17 protein-coding genes are annotated in these 19,365 nt (G+C 65.0%); 13 read left to right on the top strand and 4 right to left on the bottom strand.

Going from position 1 to position 19,365, the window contains the following annotated elements; translation table 11 throughout:
• Window positions 1-61: 61 nt before the first annotated feature.
• Both OCX61_RS19610 and OCX61_RS19605 read right to left on the bottom strand, forming a co-directional pair.
• Window positions 62-1,102 (bottom strand): AraC family transcriptional regulator, encoded by a 1,041-nt coding sequence (locus tag OCX61_RS19610; protein ID WP_261941003.1) that lies wholly within the window; start codon window positions 1,100-1,102, stop codon window positions 62-64.
• 4 nt (window positions 1,103-1,106) lie between these two features.
• A complete protein-coding gene (locus OCX61_RS19605) occupies window positions 1,107-2,225 on the bottom strand; it encodes a nitrilase-related carbon-nitrogen hydrolase (RefSeq protein ID WP_261941002.1) in 1,119 nt (372 codons plus the stop codon).
• 187 nt (window positions 2,226-2,412) lie between these two features.
• On the opposite strand from OCX61_RS19605, the gene OCX61_RS19600 reads away from it, so the two are divergent.
• Together OCX61_RS19600 and OCX61_RS19595 are read left to right on the top strand one after the other, a co-directional pair.
• On the top strand, window positions 2,413-4,449 hold the full coding sequence (locus OCX61_RS19600; protein ID WP_261941001.1) for an NADPH-dependent 2,4-dienoyl-CoA reductase: 2,037 nt from the start codon (window positions 2,413-2,415) through the stop codon (window positions 4,447-4,449).
• Between the two features lie 156 nt (window positions 4,450-4,605).
• Complete coding sequence (locus OCX61_RS19595; protein ID WP_261941000.1) at window positions 4,606-5,505, top strand: 1-aminocyclopropane-1-carboxylate deaminase/D-cysteine desulfhydrase; 900 nt, start codon at window positions 4,606-4,608, stop codon at window positions 5,503-5,505.
• Here OCX61_RS19595 and cybB read toward each other — a convergent pair.
• Together cybB and OCX61_RS19585 are read right to left on the bottom strand one after the other, a co-directional pair.
• Window positions 5,496-6,041 (bottom strand): cytochrome b561, encoded by a 546-nt coding sequence (cybB, locus tag OCX61_RS19590; RefSeq protein ID WP_261940999.1) that lies wholly within the window; start codon window positions 6,039-6,041, stop codon window positions 5,496-5,498. The genes OCX61_RS19595 and cybB overlap by 10 nt on opposite strands.
• Before the next feature lie 224 nt (window positions 6,042-6,265).
• Complete coding sequence (locus OCX61_RS19585; protein WP_261940998.1) at window positions 6,266-7,246, bottom strand: DUF1853 family protein; 981 nt, start codon at window positions 7,244-7,246, stop codon at window positions 6,266-6,268.
• Between the two features lie 44 nt (window positions 7,247-7,290).
• Between OCX61_RS19585 and OCX61_RS19580 the strand changes: the two genes are divergently transcribed.
• The 11 genes from OCX61_RS19580 to OCX61_RS19530 all read left to right on the top strand — a co-directional run bounded on the left by OCX61_RS19580 (window position 7,291) and on the right by OCX61_RS19530 (window position 19,356).
• Window positions 7,291-8,181, top strand: a complete 891-nt coding sequence (locus OCX61_RS19580) for an NAD(+) kinase (protein ID WP_027919132.1) — start codon at window positions 7,291-7,293, stop codon at window positions 8,179-8,181.
• Window positions 8,181-9,152, top strand: a complete 972-nt coding sequence (locus OCX61_RS19575; protein ID WP_261940997.1) for a metallophosphoesterase — start codon at window positions 8,181-8,183, stop codon at window positions 9,150-9,152. Before OCX61_RS19580 ends, OCX61_RS19575 begins: the two co-directional genes overlap by 1 nt.
• Window positions 9,149-10,036 (top strand): rhomboid family intramembrane serine protease, encoded by an 888-nt coding sequence (locus tag OCX61_RS19570; protein ID WP_261940996.1) that lies wholly within the window; start codon window positions 9,149-9,151, stop codon window positions 10,034-10,036. The genes OCX61_RS19575 and OCX61_RS19570 overlap by 4 nt, the downstream gene beginning before the upstream one ends.
• 13 nt (window positions 10,037-10,049) lie before the next feature.
• Window positions 10,050-10,310 carry a YeaC family protein gene (locus tag OCX61_RS19565; RefSeq protein WP_054885767.1) on the top strand — a complete coding sequence of 87 codons (261 nt, stop codon included), beginning with the start codon at window positions 10,050-10,052 and terminating at the stop codon, window positions 10,308-10,310.
• Window positions 10,307-11,137 (top strand): DUF2797 domain-containing protein, encoded by an 831-nt coding sequence (locus OCX61_RS19560; protein WP_261940995.1) that lies wholly within the window; start codon window positions 10,307-10,309, stop codon window positions 11,135-11,137. Before OCX61_RS19565 ends, OCX61_RS19560 begins: the two co-directional genes overlap by 4 nt.
• 13 nt (window positions 11,138-11,150) lie before the next feature.
• Window positions 11,151-13,808, top strand: a complete 2,658-nt coding sequence (pepN, locus tag OCX61_RS19555; protein WP_261940994.1) for an aminopeptidase N — start codon at window positions 11,151-11,153, stop codon at window positions 13,806-13,808.
• A 268-nt stretch (window positions 13,809-14,076) separates the two neighbouring features.
• The gene (locus OCX61_RS19550; protein ID WP_409261472.1) at window positions 14,077-15,102 is read left to right on the top strand and encodes a YCF48-related protein; all 1,026 of its coding nucleotides are present in this window, start codon (window positions 14,077-14,079) and stop codon (window positions 15,100-15,102) included.
• 20 nt (window positions 15,103-15,122) lie between these two features.
• Window positions 15,123-17,498 (top strand): efflux RND transporter permease subunit, encoded by a 2,376-nt coding sequence (locus OCX61_RS19545; RefSeq protein ID WP_261944341.1) that lies wholly within the window; start codon window positions 15,123-15,125, stop codon window positions 17,496-17,498.
• Window positions 17,499-17,654: 156 nt separating this feature from the next.
• Window positions 17,655-17,945 (top strand): DUF5629 family protein, encoded by a 291-nt coding sequence (locus tag OCX61_RS19540; RefSeq protein ID WP_261940992.1) that lies wholly within the window; start codon window positions 17,655-17,657, stop codon window positions 17,943-17,945.
• Window positions 17,911-19,041 (top strand): lactonase family protein, encoded by a 1,131-nt coding sequence (locus tag OCX61_RS19535; RefSeq protein ID WP_261940991.1) that lies wholly within the window; start codon window positions 17,911-17,913, stop codon window positions 19,039-19,041. The genes OCX61_RS19540 and OCX61_RS19535 overlap by 35 nt, the downstream gene beginning before the upstream one ends.
• Before the next feature lie 138 nt (window positions 19,042-19,179).
• Window positions 19,180-19,356: a hypothetical protein gene (locus OCX61_RS19530; protein WP_261940990.1), complete on the top strand. Its 177-nt coding sequence runs from the start codon at window positions 19,180-19,182 to the stop codon at window positions 19,354-19,356.
• Window positions 19,357-19,365: the final 9 nt, after the last annotated feature.

Raw genomic sequence — 19,365 nt, 5'->3', positions numbered from 1 at the left:
TGCTCGAGTTCCAAGCTTACGAACTGGATCCGCCAGAGCCGGCAGACGACGCTACAGAGCTTTAACCTGCTCGCCGCTGGCTGCGGCGAAACTCCCCCGGCGTAAGGCCCGTCCAGCGCTTGAATGCGCGCTGGAAGGCCTCTGCCGAAGCAAACCCCAACAGATAGGCGATCTCGCCAAAGGCCAGCTCCGTATCGCGGATATAGGCCTCGGCAAGGTCACGCCGCGTGTCATTGAGCAAGTCACGAAAGCGCGTGCCTTCTTCGGCCAGCTTGCGGCGCAGTGTCCAGGTGGGCAGTTGCAGGTGCAATGCCACTTCTTCCAGGTCGGGTTCCCGGCCGCCATTGAGCAACGGCCCGAGCAGGTGGGTAATGCGCTCGCCCAGGCTGCGCACCCGGGTGCGCTGGAGCATTTCCGCTTCACACAACTGCAACAGGTGGCCGAAGGTGCTTGGGCAGTGCTGTGGGTTGGCCAGTTCCAGCGTGCTCCGGCTCAGGCGCAAGCGGTTGGCGTTGGCGGTGAACTGCACGGGGGTGCTGCAAAGGGATTGATACCCGTTGGCGTAGGCCGGTGCCTCGAATTCGACCTCCAGGCGCTCGGCCTGCAAAGGGGTGCCAGCCAGGGCGGCGAGCTGGGCCAGCCAGCCGGCCAGCAGCGAGTCGACCACAAAGCGGTTGTAGTCATTGTAGGGGCTGATCGAATAGAAACCCAGCCACGCGCCCTGGGCGTCTTCCTGGTAGCTGGAGTGGCCACGGTAGTTGGCGGCGTACAGTGGCTCGAAGCGCAGCAGCGTGCGTGCCGCCTCACCCAAGGTAGGGGCCTGGGCCGCTGTGACGCCGGCCAATCCGGCCTGGGCCAGGCGGCTTAGGCGCCCCATGCGCAGGCCCAGCGCGGGCTCGCCACACAGCGCGATGGCCGCATGCCCAAGGTGCATGTAGCGCGGGATCGACAGGCGCGCACCGGCTTCGGCCAGGCGTGCGGCATCGAGCCCGTATTGCTGCAGGAGTGGCGCCGGATCATGGCCTTGCTCGCGCAGAGCCTCGGCCAGGGGTTGGACGAACCCCACCGAAAGGTCACCCAGGCGCACGCGGGGGCGGCTCATGCGCCTACAGCCACAGGTTGAGCAGGCGCGCGCCGTGACTGGGAGGGCCCGCCAGCAACTCACCTGCCTGATGGGCGAAGCCCTGGCCGTCGCTGCCCTGTTCCCAGAACTGCCCACGCATGAACACGCTCATGCTGCTGACGCTGTCACCTGCGGCCTGGGTCAGGCGTTGCCAGGCGGTCTGCTCGCTGACCTCGCCGCGTTGCAGGCTCAGCTCGGCAGCGGCGTCCTGGTGGCGATTGCCGCGCCAGGGGGCATCCCAGCTATCTTTGCCGCTGAGAAACACCGGGTTGGCGACCAGCTGGACTTGCTGTTGCTGCAACTGATGCTGGTTCTCGGGGTACCAGCTGTCGCTGCCAATCAGCACGCCGAGGCGCCCGGCGGGGGTCTGCACCACTTGCAACGGGAAATGCCGGCCATGGTGGATGTAGCGCCGTGTTTCGCTGTCGGGGTATTGCTGGTGTTGCGGTTGGCCCAGCAGCGAGCCATCTGCGGCGAACACCATGCTGGTGTTGTACAGCGGCCCGGGGCCAATGTGCAGCACGCCTTGATCGACGTACGGGGCGGGTAGCACGATCGAGCCGGCTACCAGGGTCACGCCGAACTCCTTGGCCAGGCCGCCGAACAGTTGCTGATAATCGCTGGCCATCTGCTGGGCTTTCATGCGCAGGTGGGCATCGGCGCGCCGATCATCGCCATTGGCGCTCAGCATTGCCAGGCCATAGCGCAGCGGGTTGCTCAGCTCCAGCCATTGCTCGGCATCACGGTTGCGGGTGGCCTGGTACAGCTCATTCTTTTCGCCGCGAGCCCATAGCCAGGTGCCGATGTGTTCCGGTAGCACCACGACCGTGCGCGGGCCAACCAGGCCCTTGGCGCGTGCCTGCTCCAGGTAGGCCGAAAGCTTGCGGTGCAGACGTTGCAGGTTCTGGTAGTCGCTGGGGAACAGCAGCGGCTCGATGCCAAGCAGGTTGCCATGCTCGCCCGGCACGCCATGGTTGAGCGCCAGTTCGATGCGCAGATCGGAGAGGTAGTGGCCTTCCGGGCGCTGTTGGGTCCAGAGGCCGTAGCCGCAGAGGGCAGCAATCATCACCAGCGCCAGGGCGCCTGCCAGGAGTTTTCGCATGAAGCGGTGAAGTGCCTTGGGAAACGAGGGTTACCTAGGGTAGTACTGCTGTGCGCACGGATCAATAACTTGTCAGTTTCGATCATTGAGCGCGTTCAAACAGCTGTTTAATGTCGCAGGCAGACAAACGACGGGCACCCGCTGAGGCGCCCGCATTCCGTGATCACGCCACCTGGGGAACCGTACCATGGCTGCCGACCGCTATCCGCATTTGCTGGCCCCGCTGGATCTGGGCTTCACCACCTTGCGCAACCGCACCCTGATGGGCTCGATGCACACCGGCCTCGAAGAGCGCCCGAGTGGTTTCGAGCGCATGGCGGCGTATTTTGCCGAGCGTGCCCGTGGCGGCGTTGGCCTGATGGTCACTGGCGGCATCGCGCCGAACGATGAGGGTGGGGTGTACGCCGGCGCTGCCAAGCTCAGCACCGAGGAAGAGGCTGACAAGCACCGCATCGTCACCGAAGCCGTGCATGCCGCAGGTGGCAAGATCTGCCTGCAGATCCTGCATGCCGGGCGCTACGCCTATAGCCCGCGGCAAGTGGCACCGAGTGCGATCCAGGCGCCGATCAACCCGTTCAAACCCAAGGAACTGGACGAAGCGGGTATCGAGAAGCAGATCGCCGACTTCGTAAACTGTGCCGTGCTGGCCCAGCGTGCCGGCTACGATGGCGTCGAGATCATGGGTTCGGAAGGCTACTTCATCAACCAGTTCCTCGCTGCCCACACCAACCATCGCACCGATCGCTGGGGTGGCAGCTACGAGAACCGCATGCGTCTGGCGGTACAGATCGTCACCCGCGTGCGCGAGGCGGTAGGGCCGAACTTCATCATCATCTTCCGCCTGTCGATGCTCGACCTGGTCGAGGGCGGCAGCACCTGGGACGAAATCGAGCTGCTGGCCAAGGCCATCGAGCAGGCCGGCGCGACGCTGATCAACACCGGCATCGGCTGGCACGAGGCGCGCATCCCGACCATCGCCACCAAGGTGCCGCGTGCGGCGTTCAGCAAGGTCACCGCCAAGCTGCGCGGCGCTGTGAACATCCCGCTGATCACCACCAACCGCATCAACACACCGGAGGTGGCCGAAGCCGTGCTGGCCGAGGGCGATGCCGACATGGTCTCCATGGCCAGGCCGTTCCTCGCCGATGCGGACTTCGTCAACAAGGCGGCCGCAGGGCGTGCTGACGAGATCAACACCTGCATCGGTTGCAACCAGGCCTGCCTGGACCACACCTTCGGTGGCAAACTCACCAGCTGCCTGGTCAACCCGCGCGCCTGCCACGAAACCGAGCTCAACTACCTGCCGGTGCGCGCGGTGAAGCGCATCGCCGTGGTCGGTGCCGGCCCGGCGGGCCTGGCAGCGGCCACCGTGGCGGCCGAGCGCGGCCATGAGGTGACACTGTTCGATGCCGCCAGCGAGATTGGCGGGCAGTTCAACGTGGCCAAGCGGGTACCGGGCAAGGAGGAATTTCACGAGACCTTGCGCTACTTCCGCAACAAGGTGAAAAGCACCGGTGTCGAGCTGCGCCTGAATACCCGGGTCGATGTGCAGGCGCTGGCAGGCGGTGGTTACGACGAGATCATCCTGGCCACCGGTATTGCGCCGCGTACCCCGGCCATCCCAGGTGTCGAGCATGCCAAGGTGCTCAGTTACCTGGACGTGTTGCTCGAGCGCAAACCGGTCGGCAAGTCGGTTGCGGTGATTGGTGCGGGGGGCATCGGTTTCGACGTTTCCGAGTACCTGGTGCACCAGGGCGTGGCCAGCAGCCAGGACCGCGAAGCGTTCTGGAAAGAGTGGGGGATCGATACGCGCCTGGAGGCGCGCGGGGGGGTTGCCGGGATTACAGCCGAGCCGCATGCGCCCGCGCGTCAGGTGTACCTGTTGCAGCGCAAGAAATCCAAGGTCGGCGACGGCCTGGGCAAGACCACCGGCTGGATTCACCGGACCGGGCTGAAGAACAAGCAGGTGCAGATGCTCAACAGTGTCGAGTACCTGCAGATCGACGACGCCGGCCTGCACATTCGCGTTGGCGACGGGGAACCGCAGGTGCTGGCAGTGGACAACGTGGTGATCTGCGCCGGGCAGGAGCCGTTGCGTGAGCTGCATGAAGGGCTGCTGGCGGCGGGGCAGTCGGTGCACCTGATCGGTGGCGCCGATGTGGCGGCCGAGCTGGATGCCAAGCGGGCGATCAACCAAGGGTCTCGATTGGCCGCTGAACTCTGAGATCGCCGGGGGTGCTTTGCACCCCTTTCGCCGGCAAGCGCGGCTCCCACAGGTATTGCGCTAGCCGTGAGACTTGCGCGGTAACCCTGTGGGAGCCGCGCTTGCCGGCGATGGGCCGCAAGGCGGCCCCGGGGATTTCTCGGTTAAACTCGGGCGATGCCCAACTCTTTCCTGAACCTCCCCGATGCCCCACTGCAACCCTTCAGCCTGCCCTGGCTGGAAATGGCCCAAGTCATGGCCGCCATCCTGCGCCTGGACCTGATCGACCCCCTGATCAGCGGCAACAAGTGGTTCAAGCTCCGCCACCACCTGCAGCAGGCCCGTGAGTCCGGCGCCCCCGGCCTGATCAGCCTGGGCGGCAATCATTCCAACCACCTGCACGCCCTGGCTGCCGCCGGCAAACGCTTTGGCTTCGCCACCGCCGGCCTGTTGCGCGGCCACCCCCAGGACACCCCCACGGTGCGCGACCTGCAAGGGTTGGGCATGGAATTGCACTGGCTGGGTTACGGCGGCTATCGCGCACGCCATGAAGCGGGTTTCTGGGCGCCTTGGCAGGCTCGTTATCCGGGCTGGCACTGCATTCCTGAGGGCGGTGGCGGAGCCGCGGGTGCCGAGGGTTGCGCGCTGATCGTCGAGCAGGCCCGTTCGCAGTTGCCTGCGCTGGGATGGTCGGGCTACGACGCCTGGTGGCTGGCCGCAGGTACCGGCACGACCTTGGCCGGCCTGGCCCTTGCCGAGGCAGGGGCACATACGGTGCATGGTGCCCTGGCGGTGCCGAGGGATCACGGCGTGCCGCAGACAGTCGCCGAGCTGGCTGGCATGCAGGGCTACCAGTTGCACGACGCCTGCCGAGGTGGCTTTGGAAAATTCGATGATGAGTTGCTGGCCTTCATCGCCGAGAGCGAGCGGCACAGTGGCGTGCCGCTGGAAGCCCTGTATACCGGCAAGGCCTTGCTGGCCCTGCGTGATCAGGTCGAGGCCGGGTTGTTCGCGCCCGGTACCCGCCTGATCTTCGTGCATAGCGGCGGCCTGCAGGGCCGGCGCGGTTACTTGTAGGGCAGCATGCGCAGCAGCGTGTTGTCGCGCTGCACGTAGTGGTGATACAGCCCGGCCAGCGCATGCAGGCCGATCAGCCAGTAGCCCCAGGACGCCACCCGCTCATGCCAGCCTTTGATGAACTTGGCCTGGTCCGGGTCCGGGCCGATCAGGTGCGGCAGCTCCAGGCCAAAGAACGGCACCGGCTTGTCGGCGGCACTGAGAATCAGCCAGCCGGCCAGCGGCAGGCCGATCATCAGCAGGTACAGTGCCAGGTGCATCAGGTGCGCAAGGCCAGTCTGCCAGGCCGGCGGCTTGGGCACGATCGGCGGGGTCGGGCGGACCAGGCGCACGGCCAGGCGCAGCCAGACCAGCACGAACACACTCAGGCCGAGCATGAAGTGCAGGTCTTTCATCAGGTTGCGTTCGGCGCTGTCCTTGGGGAACAGGCCTCGGAATTCGATGCAGGCGTAAACGGCGGCCAGCAGCACCAGCATCAGCCAATGCAGGGCGATGGACAGGCGTGCGTAATGGGGCGCGGGGGTGGATGAAACCATGATCGGTCCTCGTCATCAGGTTGGAATGGCGCTCTTGCTGGCGCTCTGGGGTAACTGTAATCGCTATCCGGGAATATAGTTTTGCGCCAGGTCGGTGAAATTTGTGTTGTCAGTGGCGCCCCTTTCGCGGGTAAACCCGCTCCCACAGAGTCACCACAGAGTTCGCAGGCTGTGATGTACCTGTGGGAGCGGGTTTACCCGCGAAAGGGCCAGGGCAGGCAAAATCAATTGCTGGGCAAATGCGGCCAACTGTCAGCCACCAGAAACAAGCGCTCGGCTTCCTGCCAGGCGCCCTCGTCATCAGGCTCCAGCCTGACCAGCAACTGCGCCGGTGCATGCTCGTCCAGCTGCTTCAGCCAGTCTCCAGACCGCTGCACCGTCCAGCATTCGTCCGCCTCGACCCGCGCTGGCGCCAGCCAGGCATGCCGCGCCAGTGGTTGCCAGTGTTCATCCGCTGCCATGTGCCAGTCGCTTCGCCTTGCCCAGCGCCCGCGCAGATGCTGGGGGTTGGCACCTGCAGGCGGCCGGGCTTGCCCAGGCCACGGATAGAACAGGTAGCCGCCCAGCCACAGGTGTGCCTGCACCTGGTCCACCCCTACAGCTGCCAGTGCTTCACGACTCTGTGAGTCTCCCGACATGGGCAACTGATGCCCGGCCAGGTGTGCCAGTTTGCTGCCGAGCCGATCGTGGCAGCCAGGCCCGAGCCAGTGCGCCGGGTCGCGCCCGTCGTCCACGGTCGGCCCCAGGTAGAGCTTGATCGCCAACTCCAGATGGTGAGTGCCTTCGCCATCGCGCAGCAGAATATCCAGCTCGCCCAAGGTCCGCCCGCCCGCGCGAATCGCCAGGTTGGACGCCAGCAACTCGACCCCGGGCGCTTGCGCCAGGGCGAACTGCCACAGACCTTCGTAGTACAGCCCCAGGCGCCGGCTGGTGATCTTTGCCAACCAGTCGCGCAGGGGCAGATCATCCGCATCCAGGGCACGCAGCCAGTCGTGCAGGCGCTGCGGATCGCCCACCCAGGCGCTACCCGCCAGCGGATGGCGCTGGGGGCAGGGCGGGGCGCTCAACAGCGCGGGCGACAGCAGGGTCCAGGCCAGGTCGCGCACGGCAGGGCGGCGCAAGCGGCGGGGCAGCTCATGGAGCTCGGCAAATGGCATCATGCTGCGAGCATAGCCGGTTTGCCGCTGCCCGGTCGTTTCGCCCATAATCGCGACATCGTCACCCCGCCGCAGAGCCTCGCAGGAGCCCCATGGAGCAATTTCGCAATATCGGTATCATCGGCCGCCTTGGCAGCTCGCAGGTGCTCGACACCATTCGCCGACTGAAAAAATTCCTCCTCGAGCGCCACCTGCACGTGATCCTCGAGGACACCATCGCCGAAGTGCTGCCCGGCCACGGCTTGCAAACCTCGACGCGCAAGCTGCTCGGCGAGGTCTGCGACCTGGTCATCGTGGTCGGTGGCGATGGTAGCCTGCTTGGCGCCGCCCGCGCGTTGGCCCGGCACAATGTGCCGGTGCTGGGTATCAACCGCGGCAACCTGGGCTTTCTGACCGATATCCGCCCGGACGAGCTGGAGCAGAAAGTCGCCGAAGTGCTCGACGGCCACTACCTGGTGGAAAACCGCTTCCTGCTGCAGGCCGAGGTGCGCCGCCATCACGAGGCCATCGGCCAGGGCGACGCGCTCAACGACGTGGTCCTGCACCCGGGCAAGTCGACGCGAATGATCGAGTTCGAGATCTACATCGATGGCCAGTTCGTCTGCAGCCAGAAGGCCGACGGCCTGATCGTCGCCACCCCGACCGGCTCCACCGCCTACGCGCTGTCGGCCGGCGGCCCGATCATGCACCCCAAGCTCGACGCCATCGTCATCGTGCCGATGTACCCGCATACCCTTTCGGGCCGGCCGATCGTGGTCGACGGCAACAGCGAGCTGAAGATCGTGGTGTCCAAGGACCTGCAGATCTACCCCCAGGTGTCGTGCGACGGCCAGAACCACTTCACCTGCGCCCCGGGCGATACCATCACGGTGAGCAAGAAGCCGCAGAAGCTGCGCCTGATCCATCCGCTCGACCACAACTACTATGAGGTGTGTCGCACCAAACTCGGCTGGGGCAGCCGCCTGGGAGGCAGGGACGACTGATGCTCGATCCGGCGCGCAGTTTCGACATCATCGGCGACGTGCATGGCTGTGCACTGACCCTCGAACGCTTGCTCGACGCCCTGGGCTACAAACGCGTCGGTGGCGTGTGGCGCCACCCGCGGCGGCAGGCATTGTTCCTCGGCGACATCGTCGACCGTGGCCCGCGCATCCGCGAGGCGCTGCATATCGTTCATGACATGGTCGAGGCCGGCCAGGCGTTCTGCATCATGGGCAACCACGAGTACAACGCCCTGGGCTGGGTCACCCCGGCATTGCCTGGCAGCGGCAAGTCGTTCGTGCGCGAACACACCCCGCGCCACGCCCGGCTGATCGACGAAACCCTCACCCAGTTCGCCCACCACCCCGGCGACTGGCACGACTTCGTCCAGTGGTTCTACGACCTGCCGCTGTTCGTCGACGCCGGGCGCTTCCGCCTGGTGCACGCCTGCTGGGACCCGCGGCTGATCGAGCCGCTGCGCCAGCAGTACCCTGGCGGGCGTATCGACGAGCACTTCATCCAGGCTTCGGCGGTGTCCGGCAGCTTTGCCGCCACCGTGTGCAACCGTCTGCTGCGCGGCACCGACATGCGCTTGCCGGACGGCCTGACCCTGACCGGCGGTGACGGCCTGACCCGCGCGTTCTTCCGCACCAAGTTCTGGGAAGAAGACCCGCAGACCTACGGCGACATCGTCTTCCAGCCCGATGCGCTGCCCGATGAAGTTGCCCGCACGCCCCTGAGCCACACCGAGAAAAATGCCCTGCTGCGCTATGCCGAAGACGAACCGATGCTGTTCGTCGGCCACTACTGGCGCAGCGGCCGCCCGGCGCCGATCCGCGCCAACCTGGCCTGCCTGGACTACAGCGCGGTGCTGTACGGCAAGCTGGTGGCCTACCGCCTGGATGATGAAACCCGCATCGACCCGCACAAGTTCGTCTGGGTCGACGTCGAACGCCCGCAGGCCAATCAATGAATATCATCGAAGTGATGCGCCTGCCGCTGTCGGTCGACCTCAGCGGCTTCGTCCACCTGCTGCAGCGCCTGCAGGTGCCGCACCGGGTGAGCGAGGAAGGTGAGGATCAGGTGCTCTGGGCCCCCGACACCCTGGCCGCCGACGTGCGCGAACTGTACCAGCGCTTCCCGGACGGTAACGCCGACGTACAGCTTGCGCATGACCCTGTGGGAGCGGGTTCACCCGCGAATGCCCCTACACAGCCCTCCCTGGCAGACCAGGCCAAAGCCTGCAAGGTCACCGCCACCATCCTCGTCCTCTGCCTGATCGTCGCCGGCCTCACCAGCCTTGGCGACAACCTGAACGTCATCAGTTGGTTCACGTTCCTCGACTTCCGCGTCCAGGGTGAATACCTGCACTTCACGCCGCTGGCCCAAGGCCTGGCCGAAGGCCAGTGGTGGCGCCTGGTGTCACCCATGCTGCTGCACTTCGGCGTGCTGCACCTGGCCATGAACGGCCTGTGGTACTGGGAGCTGGGCAAGCGCATAGAACTGCGCCAGGGCCCCTGGCTGCTGCTGGGCCTGACCCTGCTGTTCAGCCTGGTGTCCAACCTGGCCCAGCACTACACCAGTGGCCCGAGCCTGTTCGGCGGCCTGTCCGGCGTGCTCTATGGCTTGCTCGGCCATGTCTGGCTGTACCAGTGGCTGGCGCCCAACCCTTACTTCAACCTGCCCAAGGGCGTGCTGGTGATGATGCTGCTCTGGCTGGTGATCTGCCTGACCGGCGTGGTCGGCCAGCTCGGCTTCGGCCAGATCGCCAATGCTGCCCACGTCGGCGGGCTGCTCATCGGATGCCTGACCGGGCTCTTGGGCGGGGCGCTGGCCCGGCGTAAACTGTCGGCTTGAATCAGGAGACACTATGTCCACTTTCGCGCAAATGATCGAAAACATTACCCCGGAAATCTACCAGAGCCTGAAACTGGCCGTGGAAATCGGCAAATGGTCGGACGGGCGCAAGCTCACCGCCGAGCAGAAAGAACTGTCGCTGCAGGCGGTGATCGCCTGGGAAATGAAAAACCTGCCCGAAGAGCAGCGCACCGGCTACATGGGCCCGCAGGAGTGCGCGTCGAAGTCCGCACCCATTGCCAACATTCTGTTCAAGTCGGACTCGGTACATTGATCGAACTCGCTCGTGGCTCTTTGAGCAAGATGGCGGTCAGCCTGCAGGCACCGGTGGTGCAATACAGCTTCCGCCTGGATGACACCCAGGTGCCGGTCAACCCGCTGATCGGCCAGCGCCTGCGCCTGGAATACCTCGGCGCCATTCACTGCAGCCATTGCGGCAAACGCACCAAGACCAGCTTCAGCCAGGGTTACTGCTACCCGTGCATGACCAAGCTGGCCCAGTGCGATGTGTGCATCATGGCCCCGGAAAAATGCCACTACGACGCCGGCACCTGCCGCGAGCCGTCGTGGGGCGAACAGTTCTGCATGACCGACCACGTGGTGTACCTGGCCAACTCGTCGGGGATCAAGGTCGGCATCACCCGCGCCACCCAGCTGCCCACCCGCTGGCTCGACCAGGGCGCCAGCCAGGCGCTGCCGATCATGCGCGTGGCCACCCGCCAGCAATCGGGCCTGGTCGAAGACATCCTGCGCAGCCAGGTACCGGACCGCACCAACTGGCGCACGCTGCTCAAGGGCGACGCCGAAGTGCTCGACCTGCCCGCCATTCGCGAGCAGGTCTTCGAAGCCTGTGCCGACGGCCTGCGCGAACTGCAGGGCCGCTTCGGCCTGCAGGCGATCCAGCCGCTGGCAGACGCCGAAGTGGTGGAGATGCGCTATCCGGTCGAGGCCTATCCGAAAAAGATCGTCAGCTTCAACCTCGACAAGGACCCGGTGGCCGAAGGCACGCTGCTGGGCATCAAGGGCCAGTACCTGATCTTCGACACCGGCGTGATCAATATTCGCAAGTACACGGCCTACCAGTTGGCCGTGCTCCAGTAAAAAGGACCTGCACATGCGTACCGAACAACCGCAAGTGATCTACCTCAAGGATTACCAGGCGCCCGAGTACCTGATCGACGAGACGCACCTGACCTTCGAGCTGTTCGAGGACCACACCCTGGTCCACGCGCAACTGGTCATGCGCCGCAACCCGGCACGCGGTGCCGGCCTGCCGCCACTGGAGCTCGATGGCCAGCAGCTGGAGCTGCTGCGCGCCTCGCTGGACGACCAGGAACTGCAGGCGGGCGACTACCAGCTCGACGCCGACAGCCTGACCGTTCAGCCCAAGGCCGAACGTTTCACCCTCGACACCAGCGTGAAGATCCACCCGGAGCGCAACACTGCGCTGGAAGGCCTGTACAAGTCCGGCAAGATGTTCTGCACCCAGTGCGAGGCCGAAGGTTTCCGCAAGATCACCTACTACCTCGACCGCCCGGACGTGATGAGCACCTTCACCACCACGGTGATCGCCGAGCAGCATCGCTACCCGGTGCTGTTGAGCAACGGCAACCCGATCGGCAGCGGGCCGGCAGAAGACGGCCGCCACTGGGCGACCTGGGAAGACCCGTTCATGAAGCCGGCCTACCTGTTCGCGCTGGTGGCCGGTGACCTGTGGTGCGTAGAAGACAGTTTTACTCGCCAGTCCGGCCGCGACGTGACCCTGCGCATCTACGTCGAACCCGAGAACATCGACAAGTGCGACCACGCCATGGTCAGCCTGAAGAAGTCCATGCGTTGGGATGAAGAAGTCTACGGCCGCGAGTACGACCTGGACATCTTCATGATCGTCGCGGTCAACGACTTCAACATGGGCGCCATGGAAAACAAGGGCCTGAACATCTTCAACTCGAGCTGCGTGCTGGCCCGCGCCGAAACCGCCACCGATGCCGCCCACCAGCGCGTCGAGGGTGTTGTCGCCCACGAGTACTTCCACAACTGGTCGGGCAACCGCGTGACCTGCCGCGACTGGTTCCAGCTGTCGCTCAAAGAAGGCTTCACGGTGTTCCGCGATGCCGAGTTCAGCGCCGACATGAACTCGCGCACGGTCAAGCGCATCGAGGACGTTGCCTACCTGCGCACCCACCAGTTCGCCGAAGACGCCGGCCCCATGGCCCATCCGGTGCGCCCGGACAGCTTCATCGAAATCTCCAACTTCTATACCCTGACCGTGTACGAGAAGGGTGCCGAAGTGGTGCGCATGGTTCGCACGCTGCTGGGTGCCGAGGGCTTCCGCAAGGGCAGCGACCTGTACTTCGAGCGCCACGATGGCCAGGCGGTGACCACCGACGATTTCATCAAGGCCATGGAAGACGCCAACGGCGTCGACCTCACCCAGTTCAAGCGCTGGTACAACCAGGCCGGTACCCCGCGCCTGGACGTCAGCGAAGCCTATGACGCAGCTGCGCAGACTTACCGCCTGACCTTCCGCCAGAGCTGCCCGCAGACCCCGGACAAGGCCGAGAAGCTGCCGTTCGTGATCCCGGTCGAACTGGGCCTGCTGGACGCTGCCGGCAACGACCTGCCGCTGCAACTGGCCGGCGAAAGTTCGTCTGCAGGCACCAGCCGTGTGCTGTCGGTGACCGAAGCCGAGCAGACCTTCACCTTCCAGGGCATCGCTGCCAAGCCGCTGCCGTCGCTGCTGCGTGGTTTCAGCGCGCCGGTCAAGCTGAGCTTCCCGTACGACCGTGACCAGCTGATGTTCCTCATGCAGCACGACAGTGACGGCTTCAACCGCTGGGAAGCGGGCCAGCAGCTGTCGGTGCAGGTGCTGCAGGAACTGATCGGCCAGCATCAGCGCGGCGAAGCGCTGAAGCTCGACCAGCGCCTGATCACCGCCCTTGGCACCGTGTTGGGCAACGAAGCGCTGGACCCCGCCATGGTCGCCGAGATGCTCTCGCTGCCAGGCGAAGCCTACCTGACCGAGATCAGCCAGGTGGCCGACGTCGATGCCATCCATGCCGCCCGTGAGTTCGCCCGCCAGCAGATCGCCGAGCAGCTGTTCGACGCCCTGTGGTCGCGTTACCAGGCCAACCGCGAAGTGTCGCGCAACACCGCCTACGTGGCCGCCGCCGAGCACTTTGCCCGCCGCAGCCTGCAGAACATTGCCCTGTCGTACCTGATGCAGAGCGGCAAGCCGCAAGTGCTGGAAGCGACCCTGGAGCAGTTCGACCAATGCGACAACATGACCGAGCGCCTGACTGCGCTGGCCGTGCTGGTCAACTCGCCGTTCGAAGCCGAGCGTGCCAAGGCCCTGGAAAGCTTTGCCGAGCACTTCAAGGACAACCCGTTGGTCATGGACCAGTGGTTCAGCGTGCAGGCGGCCAGCACGCTGCCGGGCGGGCTGGCGCGGGTCAAGGCGCTGATGCAGCACCCGGCGTTCACCCTGAAGAACCCGAACAAGGTACGGGCGCTGATCGGTGCCTTTGCCGGGCAGAACCTGGTCAACTTCCACGCGGCCGATGGCTCGGGCTATCGCTTCCTGGCGGACCTGGTGATCGAACTGAATGCGCTGAACCCGCAGATTGCCTCGCGTCAGCTGGCGCCGCTGACCCGCTGGCGCAAGTATGACGGTGCGCGGCAGGTGCTGATGAAGGGTGAGCTGGAGCGGATTCTCGCGTCCGGCGAGCTGTCCAGCGATGTGTATGAAGTGGTGAGCAAGAGCCTGGCGTAAGCCTGCTGGATCCTGGGGCTGCTGTGCAGCCCTTCGCGGGCAAGCCCGCTCCCACAGAGAGGGTGTTGACCTGAGCCTGTGGGAGCGGGCTTGCCCGCGAAGGGCCGCATAGCGGCCCCAGTTTTTTGGTTAACAAAACATAACGCAGCGCGCGTTGTATTCCCGCGACCTTCCCCGATACGATCCCTGCAAGCCTCTAACACAGGCTTTTCACAGCACAGACCCACCAAGAAGAACAGAACAGGGGACGGTCATGAAGGAGCGGGTGATGACGCAGGCCAGGCGTGGTGCCTGGCCATTGGCGGCCGGCGCGATGCTGGCGCTGGCACTGGGAATGTGGGCCGACAGCGCCCAGGCTGCTGCAGCCGACGAATACTCGACCGAATCAGCCAAGGCCAGCCAGAGCCTGCTGATCGGCGCTGCCCATGCCGGCAAGCGCCTGGTGGTGGTCGGTGATCGCGGCCACATTCTGTTCTCCGACGACCAGGGCAGCACCTGGACCCAGGCCCGGGTGCCCACCCGGCAACTGCTCACCGCCGTGTTCTTCCTCGACGACAAGCGCGGCTGGGCGGTCGGCCACGATGCGCAGATCCTTGCCAGCAGCGATGGCGGCGCCACCTGGAGCAAGCAGTTCGAAGACCTGGCCCGCGAAGCGCCATTGCTCGATGTCACCTTCCTCGACGCCCAGCACGGCTTTGCCGTGGGGGCCTATGGCGCCCTGCTGGAAACCCTCGACGGTGGCCAGCACTGGCAGGACATCGCCGAACGCCTGGACAACCCTGACCAGCTGCACCTAAACGGTATCACCCGGGTGCGCGACGCTGGCCTGTTCATCGTCGGCGAGCAGGGCGGCATGTACCGCTCCAGCGACAACGGCCAGACCTGGGCCAAGGTCCAGGGCCCCTACGAGGGCTCGCTGTTCGGTGTGATCGGCACCGCCAAGGCCAATACCTTGCTGGCATACGGGCTGCGCGGCAACCTGTTCCGCTCCAGCGACTTTGGTGACAGCTGGCAGCCGATCCCGCTCAAGGCCGCGCGCGGCGAACTCGAATTCGGCCTGGCAGGCGCTACGCTTGTCGAGGATGGCAGCCTGGTGCTGGTCGGCAATGGTGGCAGCGTGCTGCGCAGCACCGATGATGGCCAGACTTTCAGCGTCTACAACCGCAGCGACCGCATTGCCCTGGCCGGCGTCACTGGCCTGGCTGACGGTGGCTTGCTGCTGGTGGGGCAGGGTGGCGTACACCTGGCCAGCGCCGAAGGCGCAGAGCCGGCTGCCAAGGAGGTGCGTCCATGACCAGCAGGGAGAGCATCACCATGCACCCGCATCACCAGGACAAGGCCACGCTGCTCGAACGGCTGATCTTCAACAACCGCCCAGTGGTCATCGCCCTGTGCCTGCTGGTCAGCATTTTCCTGTTCTGGCAGGCTACGCAGATCCGCCCCTCGACCAGCTTCGAGAAGATGATCCCGCTGCAGCACCCGTTCATCGAGCAGATGATGGAGCACCGCAACGACCTGGCCAACCTGGGCAACACCGTGCGCATCTCGGTCGAAGCGGTCAACGGCGACATCTTCGACAAGGACTACATGGAGACGCTGCGCCAGATCCATGACGAGGTGTTCTACATCCCCGGTGTCGACCGTGCCGGCCTCAAGTCGCTGTGGAGCCCCAGCGTGCGCTGGAGCGAGGTCACCGAGGAGGGCTTCTCCGGCGGCGAAGTCATCCCCAATACCTACAACGGCTCCCAGGACAGCCTCGACACCCTGCGCGACAACGTGCTCAAGTCCGGCCAGGTCGGGCGCCTGGTAGGCAACAACTTCAAGTCCAGCATCGTCGACGTGCCGCTGCTGGAGAGCTTCCCCGACCCGCAGGACCCCGGCAAGCAGGTCAAACTGGATTACCAGCAGTTCTCGCACCAGCTGGAAGAGAAGATCCGCGACAAGTTCCAGGCGCAGAACCCCAATGTGAAGATCCACATCATCGGCTTCGCCAAGAAGGTCGGCGATCTGATCGACGGTCTGGTGATGGTGGCGATGTTCTTCGGTGTGGCCCTGGTGATCACCTGGATCCTGCTGTACTGGTTCACCTGGTGCATCCGCAGCACCATCGCCGTGCTCATCACCACCCTGGTGGCGGTGGTCTGGCAGTTGGGCCTGATGCATGCGGTGGGCTTCGGCCTGGACCCGTACTCGATGCTGGTACCGTTCCTGATCTTCGCCATCGGCATTTCCCACGGGGTGCAGAAGATCAACGGCATCGCCTTGCAGTCCAGCGACGCCGACAATGCCTTGACCGCCGCCCGGCGCACCTTCCGCCAGCTGTTCCTGCCGGGGATGATCGCCATCCTCGCCGATGCCGTGGGCTTCATCACCCTGCTGATCATCGATATCGGCGTGATCCGCGAGCTGGCCATCGGTGCGTCCATCGGCGTGGCGGTGATCGTCTTCACCAACCTGATCCTGCTGCCGGTGGCGATTTCCTATGTCGGCATCAGCAAGAAGGCCATCGAACGCAGCAAGAAGGACGCGACCCGTGAGCACCCGTTCTGGCGCCTGCTGTCGAACTTCGCCAGCGCCAAGGTGGCGCCGGTGTCCATCACCCTGGCTTTGATCGCCTTCGCCGGCGGCCTGTGGTACAGCCAGAACCTGAAGATCGGCGACCTTGACCAGGGTGCGCCGGAACTGCGCCCGGATTCGCGCTACAACCAGGACAACAACTTCATCATCAGCAACTACTCGACCAGTTCCGACGTGCTGGTGATCATGGTCAAGACCCCGGCCGAGAGCTGCTCGATCCACTCGACCATGGCCCCGATCGACGAGCTGATGTGGACCATGCAGAACACCCCCGGCGTGCAGTCGGCGATCTCCCTGGTGACCGTGTCCAAGCAGGTGATCAAGGGCATGAACGAGGGCAGCCTGAAGTGGGAGACGCTGTCGCGCAACCCGGACATCCTCAACAACTCCATCGCCCGCGCCGACGGCCTGTACAACGCCGACTGCTCGCTGGCGCCAGTGCTGGTGTTCCTCAACGACCACAAGGCCGAGACCCTGGAACGTGTTACCGCAGTGGCCAAGGCGTTCGCCGACAGCCATCACAAGGAGGGCCTGCAGTTCCTGCTGGCGGCGGGCAACGCCGGGATCGAGGCGGCCACCAACGAGGTGATCAAGTCGGCCGAGCTGACCATCCTGATCCTGGTCTACCTGTGCGTGGCGGTGATGTGCATGATCACCTTCCGCTCGTTCGCCGCGACCCTGTGCATCGTCCTGCCGCTGGTGCTGACCTCGGTGCTGGGTAACGCGCTGATGGCGTTCATGGGGATCGGCGTCAAGGTCGCCACCTTGCCGGTGGTGGCCCTGGGCGTGGGCATCGGCGTGGACTACGGCATCTACATCTACAGCCGCCTGGAAAGCTTCCTGCGTGCCGGCCTGCCGTTGCAGGAGGCTTATTACCAGACCCTGCGTTCGACCGGTAAAGCGGTGCTGTTCACCGGCCTTTGCCTGGCGATTGGCGTGTGCACCTGGATCTTCTCGGCGATCAAGTTTCAGGCCGACATGGGGCTGATGCTGACCTTCATGCTGCTGTGGAACATGTTTGGCGCGCTGTGGCTGCTGCCGGCGCTGGCGCGGTTCCTGATCAAGCCGCAGAAGTTGGCGGGCAAGGAGGGGGGCTCCATTTTCGCCCATTGAGTCGCCAGGGGCTGCTTTGCAGCCCATCGCCGGCAAGCGCGGCTCCCACAGGAACTGCGGCGCTGCACAAATCTCTGTGGGAGCCGCGCTTGCCGGCGATGGGCCGCAAAGCGGCCCCAGGGTTATACTGCCGTCTCATTTCTGATCGGTATCCCCATGTCCCCCCTCGCCACCGCCCTCGCATCCTGCGACATGCTCCTGATCGATGGCCTGCACGCCTTCGATTTCACCTGCGACGAATCCGGCCTGACCATCGAGTGCATGGACGGCCGCCAGCTCCGCCGCTGGTCCTTCACCCCCGAGCAGCTCGCTGCCGCTGTCGGCGCCGGTGATCAATGGCAACTCAACGATGCCCAGGGCGAGCATCGTCTAGTCTGTATGAGTGCCTTCCGCGCCCCGGATGAAGACGACGATGAACCGGATCTGGACCCGCCTGCTGACCGCTAGCCTGATGAGCCTGACAATCAGCGCCCACGCCGCCACGTTGCTGGTGGGCAGCTACACCGATGGCCAGAGCCAGGGCATCTACCGCTACCAGTTCGACAGCAAGACAGGGCAGATCGACCCGACGCCGCAGCAGGTGGTCAAGAGCGTCAGCCCGTCGTGGCTGGTGCTGTCGGCCGACCAGCGCCAGTTGTTCGCGGTCAATGAAACCCCGAACGGCCACGTCAGCAGCTTCAGTGTCAGTGCCAAGGATGAGATCAAGCCGCTGAACCAGGTGAGCAGCCGTGGCGACGAGCCGACCCACGCCAGCCTCAGCCGCGACCAGCGCTACCTGTTCGTCGCCAACTACGCCGTCGCCCCCGACCCGGGCGGCAGCCTGGTGGTGATCCCGGTGGCCAAGGATGGCAAGCTCAAGGACGTGGTGCAGCAGTTGCGGCACAAAGCCAGTGGCGTCAACCCCGAGCGCCAGGCCGGGGCCCATGTGCATTCGCTGGTGCTGTCGCCGGATGGCCAGCATGTGTATGCCTGCGACCTGGGGGCCGACAAGGTGTTCATCTACCGCTACGACGGCGCCAGCGCCGATCACCCACTGAGCCCGGCGATCCCGGCGTCGGTGGACCTGCCGCCCGGCAGCGGGCCACGCCATCTGCTGTTCGATGCCAAGGGCCGGCACGCCTACCTGACGCTGGAGATGAGCGGTGAAGTGGTGATGTTCGACGTCGAGGACGACGCCTTGCTGGAGCGCCAGCGCCTGCCGCTGACCGACCGGCAGGATGCCGCCGCCAAGGCCTCGGGTGGCCTGCACCTGTCGGCGGACGGGCGCTTCCTGTATGTCAGCAACCGCGGCACGGTGAACGAGATCGTGGTGTTCAGCGTGGGCAAGGACGATGGCCAGCTGGCCTTCCTGCAACGTCGTTCGGTGGAAGGCGACCACCCGCGCGAGTTCGCCCTGGACCCGAGCGACAACTTCCTGCTGGTGGCCAACCAGAAGAGCAACCAGATCGTGGTCATGCGCCGCGACCCGCGTAGCGGCAAGCTCGGCGAGACGGTGCAGCGCTTTACCCAGGATGCGCCTTCGGACCTCAAGTTCATCAAGTGAGGCGCGTCACAAGGACTATCGATACGGGTAATAATTCTTACCAGCGCAATGAATTTCTGCGGGCGACCTCAGCGGCGTAAGTTTGACCCAAGGCCCAAGCGGCTGAACGTCAAACCACACAAGTCGAGGTCAGCCACCATGAACTTCAATCTCTTCCCCGTGATTGCCGCATCCGCCATTTCCGCTTCCGTCGTGCTTCCGGCCCATGCCCATGCCGACACCAGCAAGGCCACTGCCACCCACAGCTACACCGAGCAGTACCTGCGCCAGAGCGCCAACTTCCATGCGGCACTGAGTGGCAAGCAAAACCATTGATCCAGGTTG

Source organism: Pseudomonas sp. LRP2-20 (assembly GCF_024349685.1).
In the GTDB taxonomy this organism is placed as follows: domain Bacteria; phylum Pseudomonadota; class Gammaproteobacteria; order Pseudomonadales; family Pseudomonadaceae; genus Aquipseudomonas.
The sequence above is the reverse complement of the archived record's forward strand: the minus strand, read 5'-3'. Positions and strand labels throughout refer to the sequence as shown.